Origin of the sequence: Aeromicrobium sp. A1-2 (assembly GCF_003443875.1) — a bacterium.
In the GTDB taxonomy this organism is placed as follows: domain Bacteria; phylum Actinomycetota; class Actinomycetes; order Propionibacteriales; family Nocardioidaceae; genus Aeromicrobium.
The window spans coordinates 2,853,586-2,869,782 of sequence record NZ_CP027482.1 but is presented as its reverse complement, the minus strand read 5'-3'; the positions used below and the strand labels follow the sequence as shown (position 1 = coordinate 2,869,782).

Below are 16,197 nucleotides of genomic sequence, written 5' to 3'. Positions count from 1 at the left end.
GGCGGTGGAGCGCCGATCGTGATTGAATGCTGATCGAGAGAGGGAGTGCAGATGGAGCTGACGCTGACGTCACGCACCGAGGATGAGTTCCAGATCATCGAGGCCGGTGGTGAGATCGACGTCTATACCGCGCCCAAGCTCCGCGAGGCGATCGTGGCGGCGGTGGATGCGGGCCACACCCGGCTGGTCATCGACGTCCAGAAGGTCGACTTCCTCGACTCAACAGGTCTGGGTGTCCTTGTCGGTGCCCTCAAGCGCGTGCGCGCTGACGGTGGCTCGCTCGACATTGTCTGCACCCAGGAGCGGATCCTGAAGATCTTCGAGATCACGGGGCTGGACAAGGTCTTCGGTCTGCACACCACGATCGACGAGGCGCGTCGCAGCGCCGTATGAGACCTGGGACACACCCCTGAGACATTTCCGGCGCGACGGCATGTAACCTCCGTCACGGCGGGTGGTTGATTGCCCGTGGTATGTCTGACCCCATCTCTTGGAGGATTTTTCATGGCGAACGCGACTTTTGTTGCGGCGGCCAGTGATCTCGATCTCTCGAGCGACAACACGATCATCGTGTCGGTCGTTGCGGGCATCGGCGTCGTTGCGCTGATCATGGCGGCGGTTTTCCGCGCCGAAGTACTCAAGGCCTCTGAAGGCACCGAGAAGATGCAGGAGATCGGACTCGCGGTCCAGGAGGGCGCCTCGGCGTACCTCGGCCGTATGTTCAAGACCCTGGCCGTCTTCGCCGTGCTGGCTTTCGGACTCCTGTTCCTGCTGCCCGGTGACGCCGAGATCCGGATCGGCCGGTCGATGTTCTTCCTGCTGGGTGCCGGCTTCTCCGCGCTGATCGGATACCTCGGCATGTGGCTCGCGACGCGCGCCAACATCCGGGTTGCGGCAGCCGCCCAGAATGAAGGTCGCGAGAAGGCCATGCGGATCGCGTTCCGCACCGGCGGAACCGTCGGCATGCTGACGGTGGGCCTCGGCCTGATCGGCGCCTCGGCCGTCGTCCTGATCTACCAGGGTGACGCCCCGGACGTGCTCGAGGGCTTCGGCTTCGGTGCGGCGCTGCTCGCGATGTTCATGCGAGTCGGCGGCGGCATCTTCACCAAGGCCGCTGACGTCGGCGCAGACCTCGTCGGCAAGGTCGAGCAGAACATCCCCGAGGACGATCCGCGCAACGCCGCGACGATCGCCGACAACGTGGGCGACAACGTCGGCGACTGCGCCGGCATGGCGGCCGACCTGTTCGAGTCGTACGCCGTGACCCTGGTTGCGGCCCTGATCCTCGGCTCGGTGGCCTTCGGCGAGAAGGGACTCGTGTTCCCGCTCATCGTCCCGGCGATCGGTGCGGTCACCGCGATCATCGGTGTCTACCTGACCCGTCCGCGGGTCGGCGAGAAGGGTCTGACGACGATCAACCGCTCGTTCTACCTCTCCGCGGGCATCTCGGCCGTCGCCTCGAGCGTCCTTGCGTGGTTCTACCTGCCCAAGTCGTTCGACGATCTCAACATCCCGGCGCCGACGGGCCTGACCGCCCAGCTGTTCGGCGACCCGACCGCGGACCTCGATGGATCGCCGCGCACGATCGCGATCGTTGCGGTCCTGATCGGCATCGTCCTCGCCGCGCTGATCCTGGCGCTGACGGGCTACTTCACCGGCACCGAGACCCGTCCGGTCAAGGACGTCGGCAAGACCTCGCTGACCGGCGCGGCCACCGTCATCCTGTCCGGCCTGTCGGTCGGCTTCGAGTCGGCGGTCTACACCGCGCTGGTGATCGGTGCAGCCGTGTTCGGCGCGTTCCTGCTCGGCAGCGGCTCGATCATCGTGTCGCTGTTCGCGGTCGCGCTGGCCGGTTGTGGTCTGCTCACGACCGTCGGCGTCATCGTCGCGATGGACACGTTCGGCCCGGTCAGTGACAACGCACAGGGCATCGCGGAGATGTCCGGCGACGTCGACGAGGAAGGTGCCCAGATCCTCACCGAGCTGGACGCTGTCGGCAACACGACCAAGGCCATCACCAAGGGCATCGCGATCGCCACGGCCGTACTGGCCGCGACCGCGTTGTTCGGCGCGTTCACCGACAACATCAAGGGCCAGCTGGTCCTGGTGTTCCAGGGACTGGAGGGTGACGCCGCCAAGAGCGCCTTCGCCGACACCCTGTCGATCAGCGACCAGCAGGCCCTCACCGGCGTGCTGAACATCGCTGATCCGGCCAACCTCGTCGGTCTACTGATCGGTGCCGCAGTGGTCTTCCTGTTCGCCGGTCTGGCGATCAACGCCGTCGGCCGTGCTGCCGGCGCCGTGGTCTACGAAGTGCGCCGCCAGTTCAAGGAGATCCCGGGCATCATGGAGGGCACAGGTCGTCCCGAGTACAGCAAGGTCGTCGACATCTGCACGCGCGACTCACTGCGTGAGCTGGCGACGCCGGGCATCCTGGCGATCTTCGCGCCCATCGCCGTCGGCTTCGGCCTCGGCGTGGGACCGCTCGGCGCGTACCTCGCTGGCGCGATTGCCACCGGCACCCTGATGGCGGTGTTCCTCGCCAACTCCGGTGGTGCGTGGGACAACGCCAAGAAGCTCGTCGAGGACGGCAACCACGGTGGCAAGGGATCGCCGGCCCACGAGGCCACGATCATCGGTGACACCGTCGGGGACCCGTTCAAGGACACCGCCGGACCGGCGATCAACCCGCTGCTGAAGGTCATGAACCTGGTGGCGCTGCTGGTCGTCCCGCTGGTCGTCAAGTACAGCTACGGCAACGAGGCCAACGACTGGATCCGTTACTCGATCGCGATCGGCGCCACGCTGATCATCGCGATCGCGGTCTACGTGTCCAAGCGTCGGCCGATCGCTCTGGAGGCCGGACCGGTCGAGGAGACCGTCCCCGTCGCCTAGGCACGAACGAGAACACGAACGGCGCAGACCTCCGGGTCTGCGCCGTTCGCACGTCCGGCGAACTCTGACAAGGTGGGGGCGTGATCGACGCCCCGCACGTCCAGGCCCTCCGAGCCGCGCTGACTCGCGCGGACTTCACCGTCGACGCGGTCTTCGCCCTGCTGGGCGAGGATGCCCACCGCGCCCTCGGCCGCAACCAGACCGTGCCCCCGCGGCGGGCCACCAACGGCGGGAGCGATCTGGCCACCTTGGTGCGGCTGTTCGCCCTGCAGGTCGGGGTCGAGCGGGCGCGCGCCGATGCCGCTCTTCCAGGCCTGGTCGAGCCCCTGATCGCGGCCGGGATGCTCCAGGCTTCCGGCGGTGAGGTGCGGGCGTTGGTGGACGTTCGTCCGTACGGCGACGAGACCCATGACTGGTGGATCGTGTGCGATCCGACCCCGGGCCTGGATGGTCGAGCCGCTCCGATGGATCCCGAGTACGTCCTCGGGATTAGTGAGGCCTCGTCGTCACTCGCCCAGCTGACGGTCCGCGAGCCCGTGGGCCAGGCTCTCGACCTCGGCACGGGCTGCGGAGTTCAGGCGCTCCACCTGACGCAGCATGCCGAGCGCGTCGTCGCGACGGACGTCAACCCGGGGGCCCTCTCAATGGCCCGGCTTACCGCCGGGCTCAACGCGCTGGACATCGACGTCAGGGACGGCAGCCTGTTCGAACCGGTCGCCGGCCAGAAGTTCGACCTGATCGCGACGAACCCGCCATTTGTCATCTCACCTCCCGGCAGCGATGTCCTGGTCTATCGCGACTCCGGGATGCCCGGTGACAGCGTCGTGCGGCACCTGGTCGAGAACGCTGCGACCCACCTCAACGACGGCGGTTGGTGCCAGATCCTGGCCAACTGGGCCCACCATGGGGACACTGACTGGAGAGACGGTCTGGGGGAGTGGCTTGATGGGCAGCCGCTGGACGCGTGGATCCTCCAGCGGGAGCTGGTCGACCCATCGGCGTACGTCGAGATGTGGCTGGCTGATGCTGGGCTTGCCGCGGCGCCCGACTACGTACAGCGGTACGACGCCTGGCTCGACTGGTTCGCCGCCGAGCGCATCGAGGCCATCGGCTTCGGTTGGTTGAGCCTGCGCAAGACGTCGGCTGCACCTGTTCTCCGGATCGAGGAGTGGAGCGGCGAGATCGCGCCGCCCATCGGGCCGTCGGTTGCCGGATGGGGTCGACGCGCGGAGCTGCTGCGCGGACTCGACGACGACGCGGTGCTCAGCACGGCGTTCCGGCATGCGCCCGATGTCGTGGAGGAGACGCGCGGAGCTGCGGGCGCCGAGCATCCCGAGTCGATCGTCTTCCGACTCCAGCAGGGCGTGCGACGTGCCCGGCAGGTCGACACGGTGGAGGCCGGGCTGGTCAGCGCGAGCGACGGCGATTTGACGGCCGGCCAGATCCTCGACGCGCTCGCGACGTTGCTCGAGCGAGACGCGGGCGAGCTGCGGAGCGCGTATGCCGCCTCCGTCCGCGAGCTCGTCGCTGACGGCTTTTTGACGTAGTGGCGTTGCGGCGCGTTCAACCCGGGTATGCGCGACGTGTGACCTACGCTCTGAGGAGTTTCACAGCTTCGCTGGCTGACTGACCATCTACAGCGCGGTCCCGTTTCCGAGCACCGCGATCCCCGCACCTGACTGCCGATCCTCCGAGGTTTCATCACGGGAGGAATCAGTGGCCCGGCCATGGGGGAAGGCCCCCCTGATGGCGCTCTCACGCCGTACCCTGACCGAGCCGTCGACCCGAAGCTTCGGAATAGTCGGGGGCCTGACGGCGGCCGGCATGCTGATCGCCGCGATAGCCGTGACCAGCGCGTCACCGGCGCGCGCGGCAGTACCTCCGCTTCCTGTGGATCTGGGCGTGGCCGGGACATTCTCGGTCCTGGCCGGATCGGAGATCACCAACACGCTCGAGAGCGTCCTGGGCGGAGATCTTGGGGTCAGTCCCGGGACAGCGATCACCGGATTCCCGCCGGGGGTCACGAACGGCAGCAAGGAGATCAACACCACGGCGGCCGTTGAGGCGCGTCATGCAGCCGATGCGGCGTTCACGGACGCCAAGAATCGCATCTTCACCGCAACCATCCTGGGTGATCAGGCCGGCCAGACCTTCCAGTCCGGCGTGTACGCGGCGGCCGCGGCGCTCGACGTGAGTGCCGACGGGATCGTGACGCTGGATGCCGAGGACGATCCAGATGCGGTGTTCATCTTCCAGGTCGGCTCTGCGCTCAACTTCGGCGCACGGACCTCGGTGCGGCTGATCAACAGCGCTCAGGCATGCAACGTGTTCTGGCAGGTCGGGAGCGCCGCGACGGTCGGGGCGTCCTCGGACTTCGTCGGGACGATCCTGGCGGCGGCCGCCATTACGGTCGGCGCGGACTCCGAAGTCGAGGGACGGGCGCTCGCCGGCTCCGCCATCACCCTCGCCAAGAACACGTTCACGACCAAGAAGTGCGGCACGTCGCCCCCGGACGGCGACGATGACGATGACGACGCGGGTGGTGCCGGTGGCGGGACGGGCGGTAGCGGCGGCAGCGGCGGGAGTGCCGGCGGCGGCGGGTCGGGCTCCGGAGGGTCGAACGGGGCTGGCGGCGGCAACGGCGGCTCGACCGGCTCGGACGGCTCGAGCGGTGGCGGCAGCGGGCTCAGTGAGCCGAGCGGCAGCGTGGCTGCCACGGGCCTGCCCGACACGGGCCTGGGCAGCAACGTCCGTAGCGCGCAGTGGCTCGGGGTGCTGCTCCTGCTCGCGGGGTTGGCGCTGGTCGCGGCGGGACGCCCCCGAGTCCTGGTGGGCCGACACCGCTTGCCCGACTGACGGGGTTCCGGATGCGGCGTCAGCCAAGAACCGGGATGCTCGGAGCATGACGTCGACACCGCAGGGCCTGATCGATCATGGTGACTACGACCTGTCAGGTGTCGTGCGAGACAGCTGGGATGCCTTCCTCACCCAGGTGGAGAGCGTGGACCTGTCGGCGAGGACACGGCTCGACGGCTGGACCGTGCGCGACATCGTCGTACACCTGGGCACGTGGGACGGGCGCTCGGCGATGACTGAGGTGGTCGAGACGCTCGGCGCCGACGAGACGGCGCCACACACCGACCCGGACTCCCTCAATGCCGCGCTCATCGATGCGCACGGCGGCGCGAGCGACGACGACGTGCGGGATGCGCTGCGTGGATCACGGGATGCCGCGGTCGCTCTGCTGGATTCCGATGTCGCGAGGCAACGCGGCACGGAGCTGGTTGTCGGCGTGACGGGCGCGATGCCGCTCCTGACCGTGATGCATGCCGGCTGCTACGAGCTGGCGTTGCACGCCCTGGACATCGCCGACGCGATGGAGGGGGAGGTCGACCCGGCGCTGCTGGGACACGGCATTGCTGCCCTCGCTGACTCCACGGGGTGCCTCGCGGCGCGCAGCAGCGCGGAGGCGACCGTCGGTGTCATCGCAGACGAGGCGGCGTGGAGCTTCACCTCCATGGCGGACAGCGGGTGGACGACGGAGCAGGTGGTCGGCGACCCCAGTGGCCCCAGGGTCTCGGGCAGTGCGACCGATCTGCTGGAGGCGTCGTCGGGACGCCAGGACCCGGTGCGGCTCGTCGCACGGCGCCGGCTCAAAGTCGCCCACGTGGGTGGGTTGATGGCGCTGACGCCGGTCCTCGACTCAGTGCCGGGACTGCCAGGAGGAAAGAGCCTGGCCTTTGCCGCCAAGAGTCTCGGCGGCGTGGGTTCGCTCCTCGGTCGGCTGCGGTGACTCAGGTCGTGAGCTGGAGCTGGAGGTAGGCCAGGTCGAGCCAGCGGCCGAACTTGAAGCCGACCTCCGGCAGCAGCGCGACCCGGACGAAGCCGTACTTCTCGTGCAACGCGATCGAGACGGTGTTGGACGCCTCGATGCCAGCCACCATCGCGTGCACGTTGCCGGCCCGGGCATGCTGGATCAGGGCGGACATCAGTGCACTCGCCGCACCATGGCCTTGGTGGTCGGGGTGGACGTAGACCGAGTTCTCGACCGTGAACCGGTAGCCGCTCTTGACCCGCCACGGCCCGTACGAGGCGTAGCCCGTCACGACGCCGCCGACGTCGGCGACCAGCACCGGCAGGCCGGCGTCGCAGCGTGAGCGGAACCACTGCTCCCGCTCCTCGATGCCGACCTCGACCTCGTCCCAGATCGCCGTCGTCGCGCGGATCGCATCGTTGTGGATCTCGAGGATCGCGGCCAGGTCGCCCTGCTCGGCGGCGCGGACGATCATGGAATCTCCTTCATGTCGTGTTGCTTCTGGGTGGGTCGACCATGGCGTGGCGCTCGGGCCGGAAGGCTGGGATCAGCTGGCCGATCCAGCAGGCCAGCGCGATGCCGGTGGCGATCGAGCCTCCCACGACGAAGCCGCCCCATGCACCGACCCCATCGATCGCAGCGCCGATGACGGGTGAGCTGGCTGCGCCGCCCACCGTGAAGGCCGTGCCCTGCCAGCCCATGGCCTCACCCCGACGTTCCTCCGGAACCAGCTTGGCGATCCACTCCGCCGCCGCCGTCATCGTCGGGGCACACAGGAAGCCGGTCGGGATGACCCACAAGGACAGGGACCAGGCGTGATTGCCGAGCCCGACCGGGATCGTGGTCAGGCCGAGGGCGAGCAGGAGGTAGGTCGGACGGATCGAGCGGTCGAGCGAGCCGTAGAGCAGGCCGCCGAGCAGCGACGACACCCCCCACAGGCCGTAGGTCAGGCCGATGACCTTGACCTGGTCGAGCTCGCGGAGCTCGGCGACGATGCCGAGGTCGGTGCCGATCAGGCTCGCCATCGTGCCGCCGGAGATCAGGAAGAGGAAGACCAGTGGCACGGACATGAAGGACGTCTTCACCGCGGGCGCCTCGGTCGGCGGCACATCGGCGACGGGCTTCGACCGGGTCGGCGGGTTGAGGCGCATGAAGATCAGTCCGGCGATGACCTCCGAGGCGCCGATCGCGTAGAGCGCCGTGGCCGCGCCGGCCTGGGTCACGAGCAGCACCCCCACCGCCGGGCCGATGATGAAGCTCGCCTCGGCCATGACGCTGTCGGCAGCGAACGCCGTGCGGCGTTGCCGCTCCTCGACCATGACACTGAGGGACAGCCGCACGATCGAGAAGATCGGGATCAGGAAGACGCCCATCAGGAACGACACCGGGATCAGCCATGCGTACGTCGCGATCGTCGCCAGTGGATAGAGGACGCCCACCCCGATGATCGACGGGAGGATCGTCCGCCGCATGCCGATGCGGTCGATGAGGCGCCCGCGCCACGGCATCCCGATCGCGGCACCGACGGTCGTCGAGGCGGCCACGAAGCCGGCCTGGGCGTAGGTCCCTTCGAGCTCGCCGACGACGTAGAGCGTGAAGACCAGGGGAGCCGCCAGGGCTGGGATGCGGGCGAAGAACGCCGCCGCGTAGAGCGCCCGTACCGGCTTGTTCGCCCACAGCTCCGCGTATCCCGAAAAGGCCACAGGACATTCTGACACCGTGATCTGACACCCTGCGGTGCGCGATCCCTTGACACCACGCGTTAGCGTATGGCACGCCTACCCACCACAGGAGTTTCCTTGACCAGCCTTGTCATCGTCGAGTCACCCAACAAGGTCCGCAGCATCGCGGGCTACCTCGGGGACGGCTATGTCGTGGACTCCTCGGTCGGTCACATCCGTGACCTCCCACGTGGCGCGGACGAGGTCCCGGCCGCGTTCAAGGGTGAGACCTGGGCCCGCCTGGGCGTCAACGTCGACAGCGAGTTCGAGCCGATCTACGTCGTCTCGGCCGACAAGAAGTCGCAGATGACCAAGCTCAAAAAGCTGCTCAAGGACGCCGACGAGCTCGTCCTGGCGACAGATGAGGACCGCGAGGGAGAAGCCATCGCGTGGCACCTCCTCGACGAGCTCAAGCCCAAGGTGCCGGTCAAGCGCATCGTCTTCAACGAGATCACCAAGGAAGCAATCCAGTACGCGATTGCGCACCCCCGCGACGTCGACATGGACCTGGTCGACGCGCAGGAGACTCGTCGCATCCTCGACCGGCTCTACGGCTACGAGGTCAGCCCCGTGCTGTGGAAGAAGGTCATGAGTGGCCTGTCCGCGGGCCGGGTGCAGTCCGTCGCTACCCGCCTGGTCGTGGAGCGCGAGCGCGAGCGGATGCTGTTCCACGTCGCCTCCTACTGGGACCTCGAGGCCTCGTTCGACGCCGGCGAGGGCTTCGACCCACGCCAGTTCCCGGCCAAGCTGTCGAGCGTCGACGGCAAGCGGGTCGCGTCGGGCAGCCACTTCGACAACACCGGCGCGCTGACGTCCGACAAGGTCGTCCACCTCGACGAGGCGAAGGCCGGCGCTCTGGCCGATGCCCTCAACGACCAGCCCTTCACGGTCAAGTCCGTCGAGGAGAAGCCCTACACCCGCAAGCCCTACGCGCCGTTCCGCACCACGACGATGCAGCAGGAGGCCTCGCGCAAGTTCGGCTTCGGTGCCGCCCGCACGATGCAGGTCGCCCAGCGACTGTACGAGGGTGGCCACATCACCTATATGCGTACTGACTCCACGACGTTGTCACAGACCGCGCTCAACGGTGCGCGGGCACAGGTCACCGAGCTCTACGGTGCCGACTACCTGCCCGACGCCCCTCGCGTCTACGCCAGCAAGGTCAAGAACGCGCAGGAGGCCCACGAGGCGATCCGCCCGGCCGGCGAGCGTTTCCAGACTCCGCAGCAGACCGGACTGTCCGGCGACGAGCTCCGCCTCTACGAGCTGATCTGGAAGCGCACGATCGCCTCCCAGATGAAGGACGCCAAGGGCAACTCGGTGTCGGTACGCGTTGGCGCGACGGCCACGACCGGCGAGGACGTCCTGTTCTCGAGCTCCGGACGCACCATCACGTTCTACGGATTCCTCAAGGCCTACGTCGAGTCGCACGACGACTCCGACACCCAGGGCGACGACCAGCAGACCAAGCTGCCCAACCTGTCCGAGGGGCAGACCGTCACGGCCGCCGAGCTCGGCAAGGCCGGGCACGAGACCAAGCCGCCCTCGCGATTCACCGAGGCCAGCCTGATCAGCGAGCTCGAGACCCGCGAGATCGGACGCCCCTCGACGTACGCGTCGATCGTCGGCACGATCCAGAACCGCGGCTACGTCTACAAGAAGGGGACCGCGCTCGTCCCGGCGTGGATCGCCTTCTCGGTCATCCGTCTGCTTGAGCAGCACTTCGGCCGGCTCATCGAGTACTCCTTCACCGCCGAGCTCGAGGACGTGCTCGACGAGGTGGCCGGCGGCCGCGAGGACCGGCTCAAGGTCCTGACCGACTTCTGGACCGGTGAGGGTGAGGGCAACACGGGCCTCAAGCGCCTGGTTGAGAACCTGCCCGACATCGACGCCCGAGGGCTCGCAACGTTCCCGCTCGGCGAGGACATCGACGTGCGGGTCGGCCGCTACGGTCCGTACGTCGAGGGGCCTCCGTTCACCGAGGACGCCGAGGGCAAAAGGATCCCGACGCGTGCCAACGTGCCGGACGACCTGCCCCCCGACGAGCTGAACCTCGCCAAGGCCAAGGAGCTGCTCGCCTCGCCGTCCGGCGTCGAGAAGGAGCTCGGCTCACACCCCGAGACGGGTCTCGCGATCGTCGCCAAGAGCGGCCGGTTCGGCCCGTACGTCACCGAGGCGCTGCCCGAGACGGCCAAGAAGGCCGACAAGCCGCGTACCGCGAGCCTGTTCAAGGACATGGACCTCGACACCATCACGCTCGAGCAGGCCGTGCAGCTGTTGACCCTGCCGCGCGTGGTCTACGTCGAGGACGATGTCGAGGTCACGGCGCAGAACGGTCGCTACGGCCCCTACCTCAAGAAGGGCACGGACTCACGCTCGCTGGACCGCGAGGAGCAGCTCCTGACGATCACCGAGGAGGAGGTCCGGGCGATCTACGCGCAGCCCAAGACCTACGGTCGTCGGGCCGCAGCGGCTCCGCTCAAGGAGTTCGGCGCTGACCCGGTCAGCGGCAGCCCCGTCGTGGCCAAGGACGGCCGATTCGGCGCGTACGTGACCGACGGCGAGTACAACGCCACCCTGCGCAAGGACGACTCGATCGAGACGATCACGCCCGAACGCGCCTTCGAGCTTCTCGCCGAGCGGCGCGCCAAGGGACCGGCCAAGAAGGGCGGCAAGAAGACCGCCAAGAAGGCCACGAAGAAGACTGCCACGAAGAAGACGGCCAAGAAGACGCCAGCCAAGAAGGTTGCCGCCAAGAAGACAGCCGCCAAGAAGACGCCAGCCAAGAAGGCCGCGAAGAAGACGACGGCAAAAAAGGTTCCCGCCGAGCAGTAGACCCCGTCGCCGACCTGCCAGAATCGGGCCATGATTGCCCCGCTCCGGCAGATCCGGCCTCTCTCACCGCGCGATCCGCAGGAGCGTCACCGGACTGCGTCGCCGCTGGAGCTGTTCACCGACCTCTGCTACGTCGTGGCGATCGCGCAGGGGGCGCTGACGCTCCACCACGAGATCGTCGTCGGTCGTCCAGCCCACGGGCTGCTGTGGTTCGGGGTCACGTTCTTCGCGATCTTCCTCGCCTGGCTCAACTTCGTGTGGTTCAACTCCGCCTACGATCCCGACGACACACTCAATCGCACGCTGACCCTGCTGCAGATCTTCGGCGCGCTGGTGCTGGCGGCCGGGGTGCCGCGGATGTTCGAGCAGGACTTCACCCTCGTCGTGATCGGCTACGTCGTCATGCGGGTCGGCCTGGTGCTGATGTGGCTGCGCGCTGCTGCGGGCCACCCGGAGGGCCGGCGGACTGCCCTGCGCTACGCCGGGGGGCTCATCCTGGTGCAGACCTGCTGGGTCGGCGCGCTTCTCCTGACCCAGGGCGACCTGTCGATCTGGGAGTTTCTCGTGCTGGCGGCGGCCGACTTCGCCGTGCCGCTCCTCGCCGAGCGCGCGGGCGCCACGCCCTGGCACCCACAGCACATCGCCGAGCGGTACGGCTTGTTCTTCATCATCGTGCTGGGTGAGACCGTGCTTTCGACGACGATCGCGATCCAGGTCGCGCTCGACGAGGCGCACCCGCCTCGCGAGCTCTGGTACGTCGTCGCGGGTGGGGTGCTCATCACGTTCTGCGCGTGGTGGCTCTACTTCTCCCGCGACAACGCGGAGATCCTGACCAACAGCTCGATCGGATTCGCGTGGGGCTTCGGCCACTACGCGATCTTCGGCGCAGCTGCCGCGGTCGGCGCAGGACTCGCGGCCAGGGTCGACTACTACACCGACCATGCCGAGGTCTCCGATGTCGTCAGTGCCACTTTTGTGACCGGCCCGGGGGTCGTCTTCCTCTCGGCGCTGTGGTTCGTCAGCATCCGGCTGCACGACTCCTCCTGGCGTACCTTGGCGCCGTTCGGCTCGGCAGTGGTCGCTCTTGTCGCCGTGACGTTCGTGCCGTACACCGAGCTGTGGGTGGGGCTGATCATCGTGGTGCTGCTGGTGGCTGAGGTACGGCTCGCGAACGCATCGGAGCGGACTGTCGGCGCCACGTCCTAGGTTGGGCGCATGGCCGATGTGTCACGCGAGATCGTCGAGCGCCTGCGGGCGATCTGCCTCGCGCTGCCCGAGGCGCATGAGCAGACCGCCTGGACCGGCGTGCGGTGGCGGGTCCGCACCAGGACGTTCGCCCATGTGCTGCTGATCGACGACGGCAGGCCGGACGCCTATGCCCGGTTCGTGGCCGATCATGGGCCGGTCACTGTCGTGACCTTCCGAGCGCCGGGCGATGAGCTCGAGGCCCACCGGCAGGCCGGGCCGCCTTACTTCGTCGCGCGGTGGGGACGCGACGTCGTCGGTCTGGAGCTCCGCGAGGACACCGACTGGGACGAGCTGGCAGAGCTCCTGACCGACAGCTTCTGTGTCATGGCGCCCCGCAAGCTCGTGGACCGGGTCGAGCGGCCTGGACCGGCGCACTAGGCTCGCCCCATGGATCCGCTCTTCACCGAAACCGGGGTGTTCCTTGCGCTGGAGGGCGGCGAGGGCGCAGGCAAGTCGACCCAGGCCGCGCTCCTGCTCGAGTGGCTCGAGAGCCTGGGACACCGCGTCCTGCTGACCCGCGAGCCCGGTGGCACCGAGGTCGGCAAGATCCTTCGTCGGATCGTGCTCGACAACGACACCGGCGAGCTGTCTCCCCGCACCGAGGTCCTGCTCTATGCCGCGGACAAGGCCGAGCACGTAGACCAGGTCATCCTGCCGGCTCTCGCCGAGGGCACCATTGTCCTGACGGATCGATATGTCGACTCGACGCTGGCCTATCAAGGTGCCGGACGGCATCTCGACCCGGCCGAGGTCGAGCACGTCGCTCGCTGGGCCACGTCCTCCCTACGCCCTCACCTGACGATCGTCCTCGATATCGACCCCACGATCGGCCACGCCCGGTTCGAGGGTGCGGACCGCATCGAGTCCGAGCCGTTGGACTTCCACCAACGCGTACGCCAGCACTTCCTCGACCTCGCAGCCGCCGATCCGGCGCATTATCTTGTCGTCGAGGGTGGCGAGACTCCCGCGGAGATCCATGCACACATCCGGGCTGCGATCGAGCCGTGGCTGGGCCAGGCGTCATGACTGTCTGGAGCGACCTGGTCGGCCAGGAGCCGGTCGTCCAGACCCTGCAGTCCGCCGTCGCCTCGGCCGGCGGCGACGGTCGGTCGATGACCCACGCGTGGCTGTTCACGGGGCCGCCCGGATCGGGCCGTTCCAATGCGGCTCGGGCGTTTGCGGCGGCGTTGCAGTGTGAGCGCGGCGGCTGCGGCGAGTGCCACTCGTGCACCACCGCCCGCGTCGGCAGCCATCCCGACATCACCGTGATCCGCACCGACGGGCTGTCGATCGGCACCGACGTCGCGCGCGAGTACGTCCGCAAGTCCGCGCTGCGCCCGGCCCTGGGCCGCTGGCAGGTACTGATCGTGGAGGACGCCGACCGGTTGACCGACCAGGCCGCCAACGCCCTGCTCAAGGCCGTCGAGGAACCGTCGCCGCACACGATCTGGATGCTGTGCGCGCCCGCGGTCGAGGACGTCATCATCACGATCCGGTCCCGCTGTCGACCCGTGCTCCTGCGCACCCCGCCCACGGCCGCGATCGCGACGCTGCTGGTCGAGCGTGACGGCATCGAGCCCCAGCTGGCAGCGGCGGCCGCAGCAGCGTCCCAGGGCCACATCGGTCGGGCCCGTGGGTTGGCGACCGATCCACAGGCGCGCGAGCGGCGCCGGTCGATCCTGTCCCTACCGATGTCGTTGCACGACCTGGGCGACTGCATGACCGCCGCGCAGGCCGTCAACGACGCAGCGACGTCCCGGGCCGCGGGCGTCGCAGACGCTGCGGACGAGCGTGAGCTCGCGGACCTGCGTCAGGGTTGGGGAGTCGAGGAGCGCGGACGTCGACCGGCCGGATACGCCGGCGCGATGTCGACGCTCGAGAAGGAGCAGAAGCGGCGCCGGACCCGGCTCGCCCGCGACTCGATCGACGGGGTTCTGCTCGACCTGCTCTCGTTCTGCCGCGACGTCCTGGCGGTCCAGCTCGCCACCGGGGTCGAGCTGGTCAACGCCGACATCGCCGCCGACATCGAGGAGATCGCCGGGGTGTGGACTCCGGAGTCGACGATCCACACGATCGATGCCATTGTCGAGTGCCGTGAGTCGCTGACCGCCAATGCTGCTCCGCTCCTCGCTCTTGAACGCATGATGATGGGACTTCGCCGGTGAATCGAACCAGAGCCGTGATCGCAGTCGTCGCAGTCCTCGCGCTCGTGGTCGCGGGCGTGGTCGCGACCGCCGTCGTGACCCGTGACGGCTGGACCGATCCCCAGCCGGTCTCCACCCCGGCCCCGGCGGCGCTCGAAAGCTTCTACACGCAGGACGTCTCGTGGTCGGACTGCGGCTCCGCGCACTGCGCGTGGATCACCGTGCCGATCGACTACGACAAGCCCGACGGTGAGACGACCCGTCTGCGCGCTGTGGTGCACCCCGCAACCGGCGGGGCTGCGACTCGAAGCATCCTGGTCAACCCGGGCGGTCCGGGGGGATCGGCGATCGACTTCGCCGGGTCGATGGCGGCGAGCTTCGGCGCCGATGTGCGCAAGATGTACGACATCGTCGGCGTCGATCCACGCGGCGTGGGCCGCAGCACGCCGCTGACCTGCCTCTCGGACAAGGCGTTCGACTCCTTCACCGCGGTGGATCCCGATCCCGACGACGCGAGCGAGGTCGCGGCCCTGCGGCAGAGTGTCACGGATCTCGGCACGGCCTGCTCGAAGAACTCCGGCGAGCTCGCCGCGCACGTGTCGACGGTCGAGGTCGCCAAGGACATGGATGTCGTGCGAGCCCTGCTGGGCAGGTCGCAGCTCGACTGGTTCGGGGCGTCCTACGGCACTGAGCTCGGCGCGGTCTACGCGCAGCTGTTTCCCAAGAAGGTCGGACGGATGGTCCTGGACGGCGCGGTCGATCCTGCGCTGAGTGCCGCCGACTCCGCGCTGGGTCAGACGACGGGCTTCCAGCGGGCGATCAACTCGTACGCCAGGGACTGTGTGGCCCGGGCGGGCTGCCCGATCGGCACCGACACCAAAACGGGGCTGAACCGGATCGCCGACCTGCTCGCCCAGCTCGACCAGAGGCCCATGAAGACGAGTGGCTCCCGCGTGCTGACCGAGGGCCAGGCGTTCTACGGCATCGCCGTGACCCTGTACGACCAGGAGACGTGGCCCTATCTCACCCAGGCCCTGACTGCGGCGTTCGCGGGCGACGGCAGCATCCTGCTGACGCTCTCGGATGCCTACTTCATGCGCGACAGCAAGGGCAGCTACAGCGGCAACCTCGGCCAGGTCATCTATGCGGTCAACTGCCTCGACGCGCCCGATCGGCTGACCCAGGCGCAGACCGAGGCCCTGATCCCGCGGTTCGAGGAGGTCTCGCCGGTGTTCGGGCGGTCCTTGGCCTGGGGGGGCCTCGGGTGCACCGACTGGCCGATCAAGTCAACCAACCCGTTGCCGAAGATCAGCGCGGAGGGCGCGCCTCCGATCGTCGTGATCGGCACGACCCGAGATCCCGCGACGCCGTACGAGTGGGCGAAGTCGCTGGCGTCCCAGCTGTCGTCGGGTGTGCTCGTGACCCGTTTCGGCGACGGCCACACGGCCTACAACTCCGGCAACGCCTGCATCACGTCGGCCGTCGACACCTTCTTCACCGACGGCACCGTGCCTGAGGACGGGTTGACCTGCAAGTAGCG

13 protein-coding genes are annotated in these 16,197 nt (G+C 68.3%); 11 read left to right on the top strand and 2 right to left on the bottom strand.

Translation table 11 applies throughout. The annotated features are described in order from the left end of the window. Positions 1-51 precede the first annotated feature (51 nt). From C6I20_RS14095 to C6I20_RS14075, 5 genes are all read left to right on the top strand, one after another. Positions 52-393, top strand: coding sequence for an STAS domain-containing protein (locus C6I20_RS14095; RefSeq protein ID WP_118396957.1), 342 nt, complete (start codon positions 52-54; stop codon positions 391-393). A gap of 111 nt (positions 394-504) precedes the next feature. After that, positions 505-2,895, top strand: a complete 2,391-nt coding sequence (locus C6I20_RS14090; protein WP_118396954.1) for a sodium-translocating pyrophosphatase — start codon at positions 505-507, stop codon at positions 2,893-2,895. A gap of 80 nt (positions 2,896-2,975) precedes the next feature. Beyond that, positions 2,976-4,442: a methyltransferase gene (locus tag C6I20_RS14085; RefSeq protein ID WP_118396951.1), complete on the top strand. Its 1,467-nt coding sequence runs from the start codon at positions 2,976-2,978 to the stop codon at positions 4,440-4,442. A 199-nt stretch (positions 4,443-4,641) separates the two neighbouring features. Beyond that, on the top strand, positions 4,642-5,751 hold the full coding sequence (locus tag C6I20_RS14080; RefSeq protein ID WP_118396948.1) for an ice-binding family protein: 1,110 nt from the start codon (positions 4,642-4,644) through the stop codon (positions 5,749-5,751). A 46-nt stretch (positions 5,752-5,797) separates the two neighbouring features. Beyond that, positions 5,798-6,688 carry a maleylpyruvate isomerase N-terminal domain-containing protein gene (locus C6I20_RS14075; RefSeq protein WP_118396944.1) on the top strand — a complete coding sequence of 297 codons (891 nt, stop codon included), beginning with the start codon at positions 5,798-5,800 and terminating at the stop codon, positions 6,686-6,688. Position 6,689: 1 nt separating this feature from the next. On the opposite strand, the gene C6I20_RS14070 is transcribed toward C6I20_RS14075, so the two are convergent. Beyond that, a complete protein-coding gene (locus tag C6I20_RS14070) occupies positions 6,690-7,184 on the bottom strand; it encodes a GNAT family N-acetyltransferase (RefSeq protein ID WP_118396941.1) in 495 nt (164 codons plus the stop codon). A 10-nt stretch (positions 7,185-7,194) separates the two neighbouring features. Next, positions 7,195-8,412, bottom strand: a complete 1,218-nt coding sequence (locus tag C6I20_RS14065; protein WP_162891337.1) for an MFS transporter — start codon at positions 8,410-8,412, stop codon at positions 7,195-7,197. A 66-nt stretch (positions 8,413-8,478) separates the two neighbouring features. On the opposite strand from C6I20_RS14065, the gene topA reads away from it, so the two are divergent. From topA to C6I20_RS14035, 6 genes are read left to right on the top strand one after another with little or no spacing between them, the layout of a single operon-like run. After that, a complete protein-coding gene (gene topA / locus C6I20_RS14060; protein WP_118396935.1) occupies positions 8,479-11,265 on the top strand; it encodes a type I DNA topoisomerase in 2,787 nt (928 codons plus the stop codon). Positions 11,266-11,295: 30 nt separating this feature from the next. After that, complete coding sequence (locus C6I20_RS14055) at positions 11,296-12,471, top strand: low temperature requirement protein A (protein ID WP_118396932.1); 1,176 nt, start codon at positions 11,296-11,298, stop codon at positions 12,469-12,471. Between the two features lie 9 nt (positions 12,472-12,480). Next, positions 12,481-12,891 (top strand): MmcQ/YjbR family DNA-binding protein, encoded by a 411-nt coding sequence (locus C6I20_RS14050; protein WP_118396929.1) that lies wholly within the window; start codon positions 12,481-12,483, stop codon positions 12,889-12,891. A gap of 9 nt (positions 12,892-12,900) precedes the next feature. After that, complete coding sequence (gene tmk / locus C6I20_RS14045; RefSeq protein ID WP_118396926.1) at positions 12,901-13,539, top strand: dTMP kinase; 639 nt, start codon at positions 12,901-12,903, stop codon at positions 13,537-13,539. After that, positions 13,536-14,678, top strand: a complete 1,143-nt coding sequence (locus C6I20_RS14040) for a DNA polymerase III subunit delta' (RefSeq protein ID WP_118396923.1) — start codon at positions 13,536-13,538, stop codon at positions 14,676-14,678. The genes tmk and C6I20_RS14040 overlap by 4 nt, the downstream gene beginning before the upstream one ends. Continuing rightward, on the top strand, positions 14,675-16,195 hold the full coding sequence (locus C6I20_RS14035; RefSeq protein WP_118396920.1) for an alpha/beta hydrolase: 1,521 nt from the start codon (positions 14,675-14,677) through the stop codon (positions 16,193-16,195). Before C6I20_RS14040 ends, C6I20_RS14035 begins: the two co-directional genes overlap by 4 nt. The last annotated feature ends 2 nt before the right edge of the window (positions 16,196-16,197 follow it).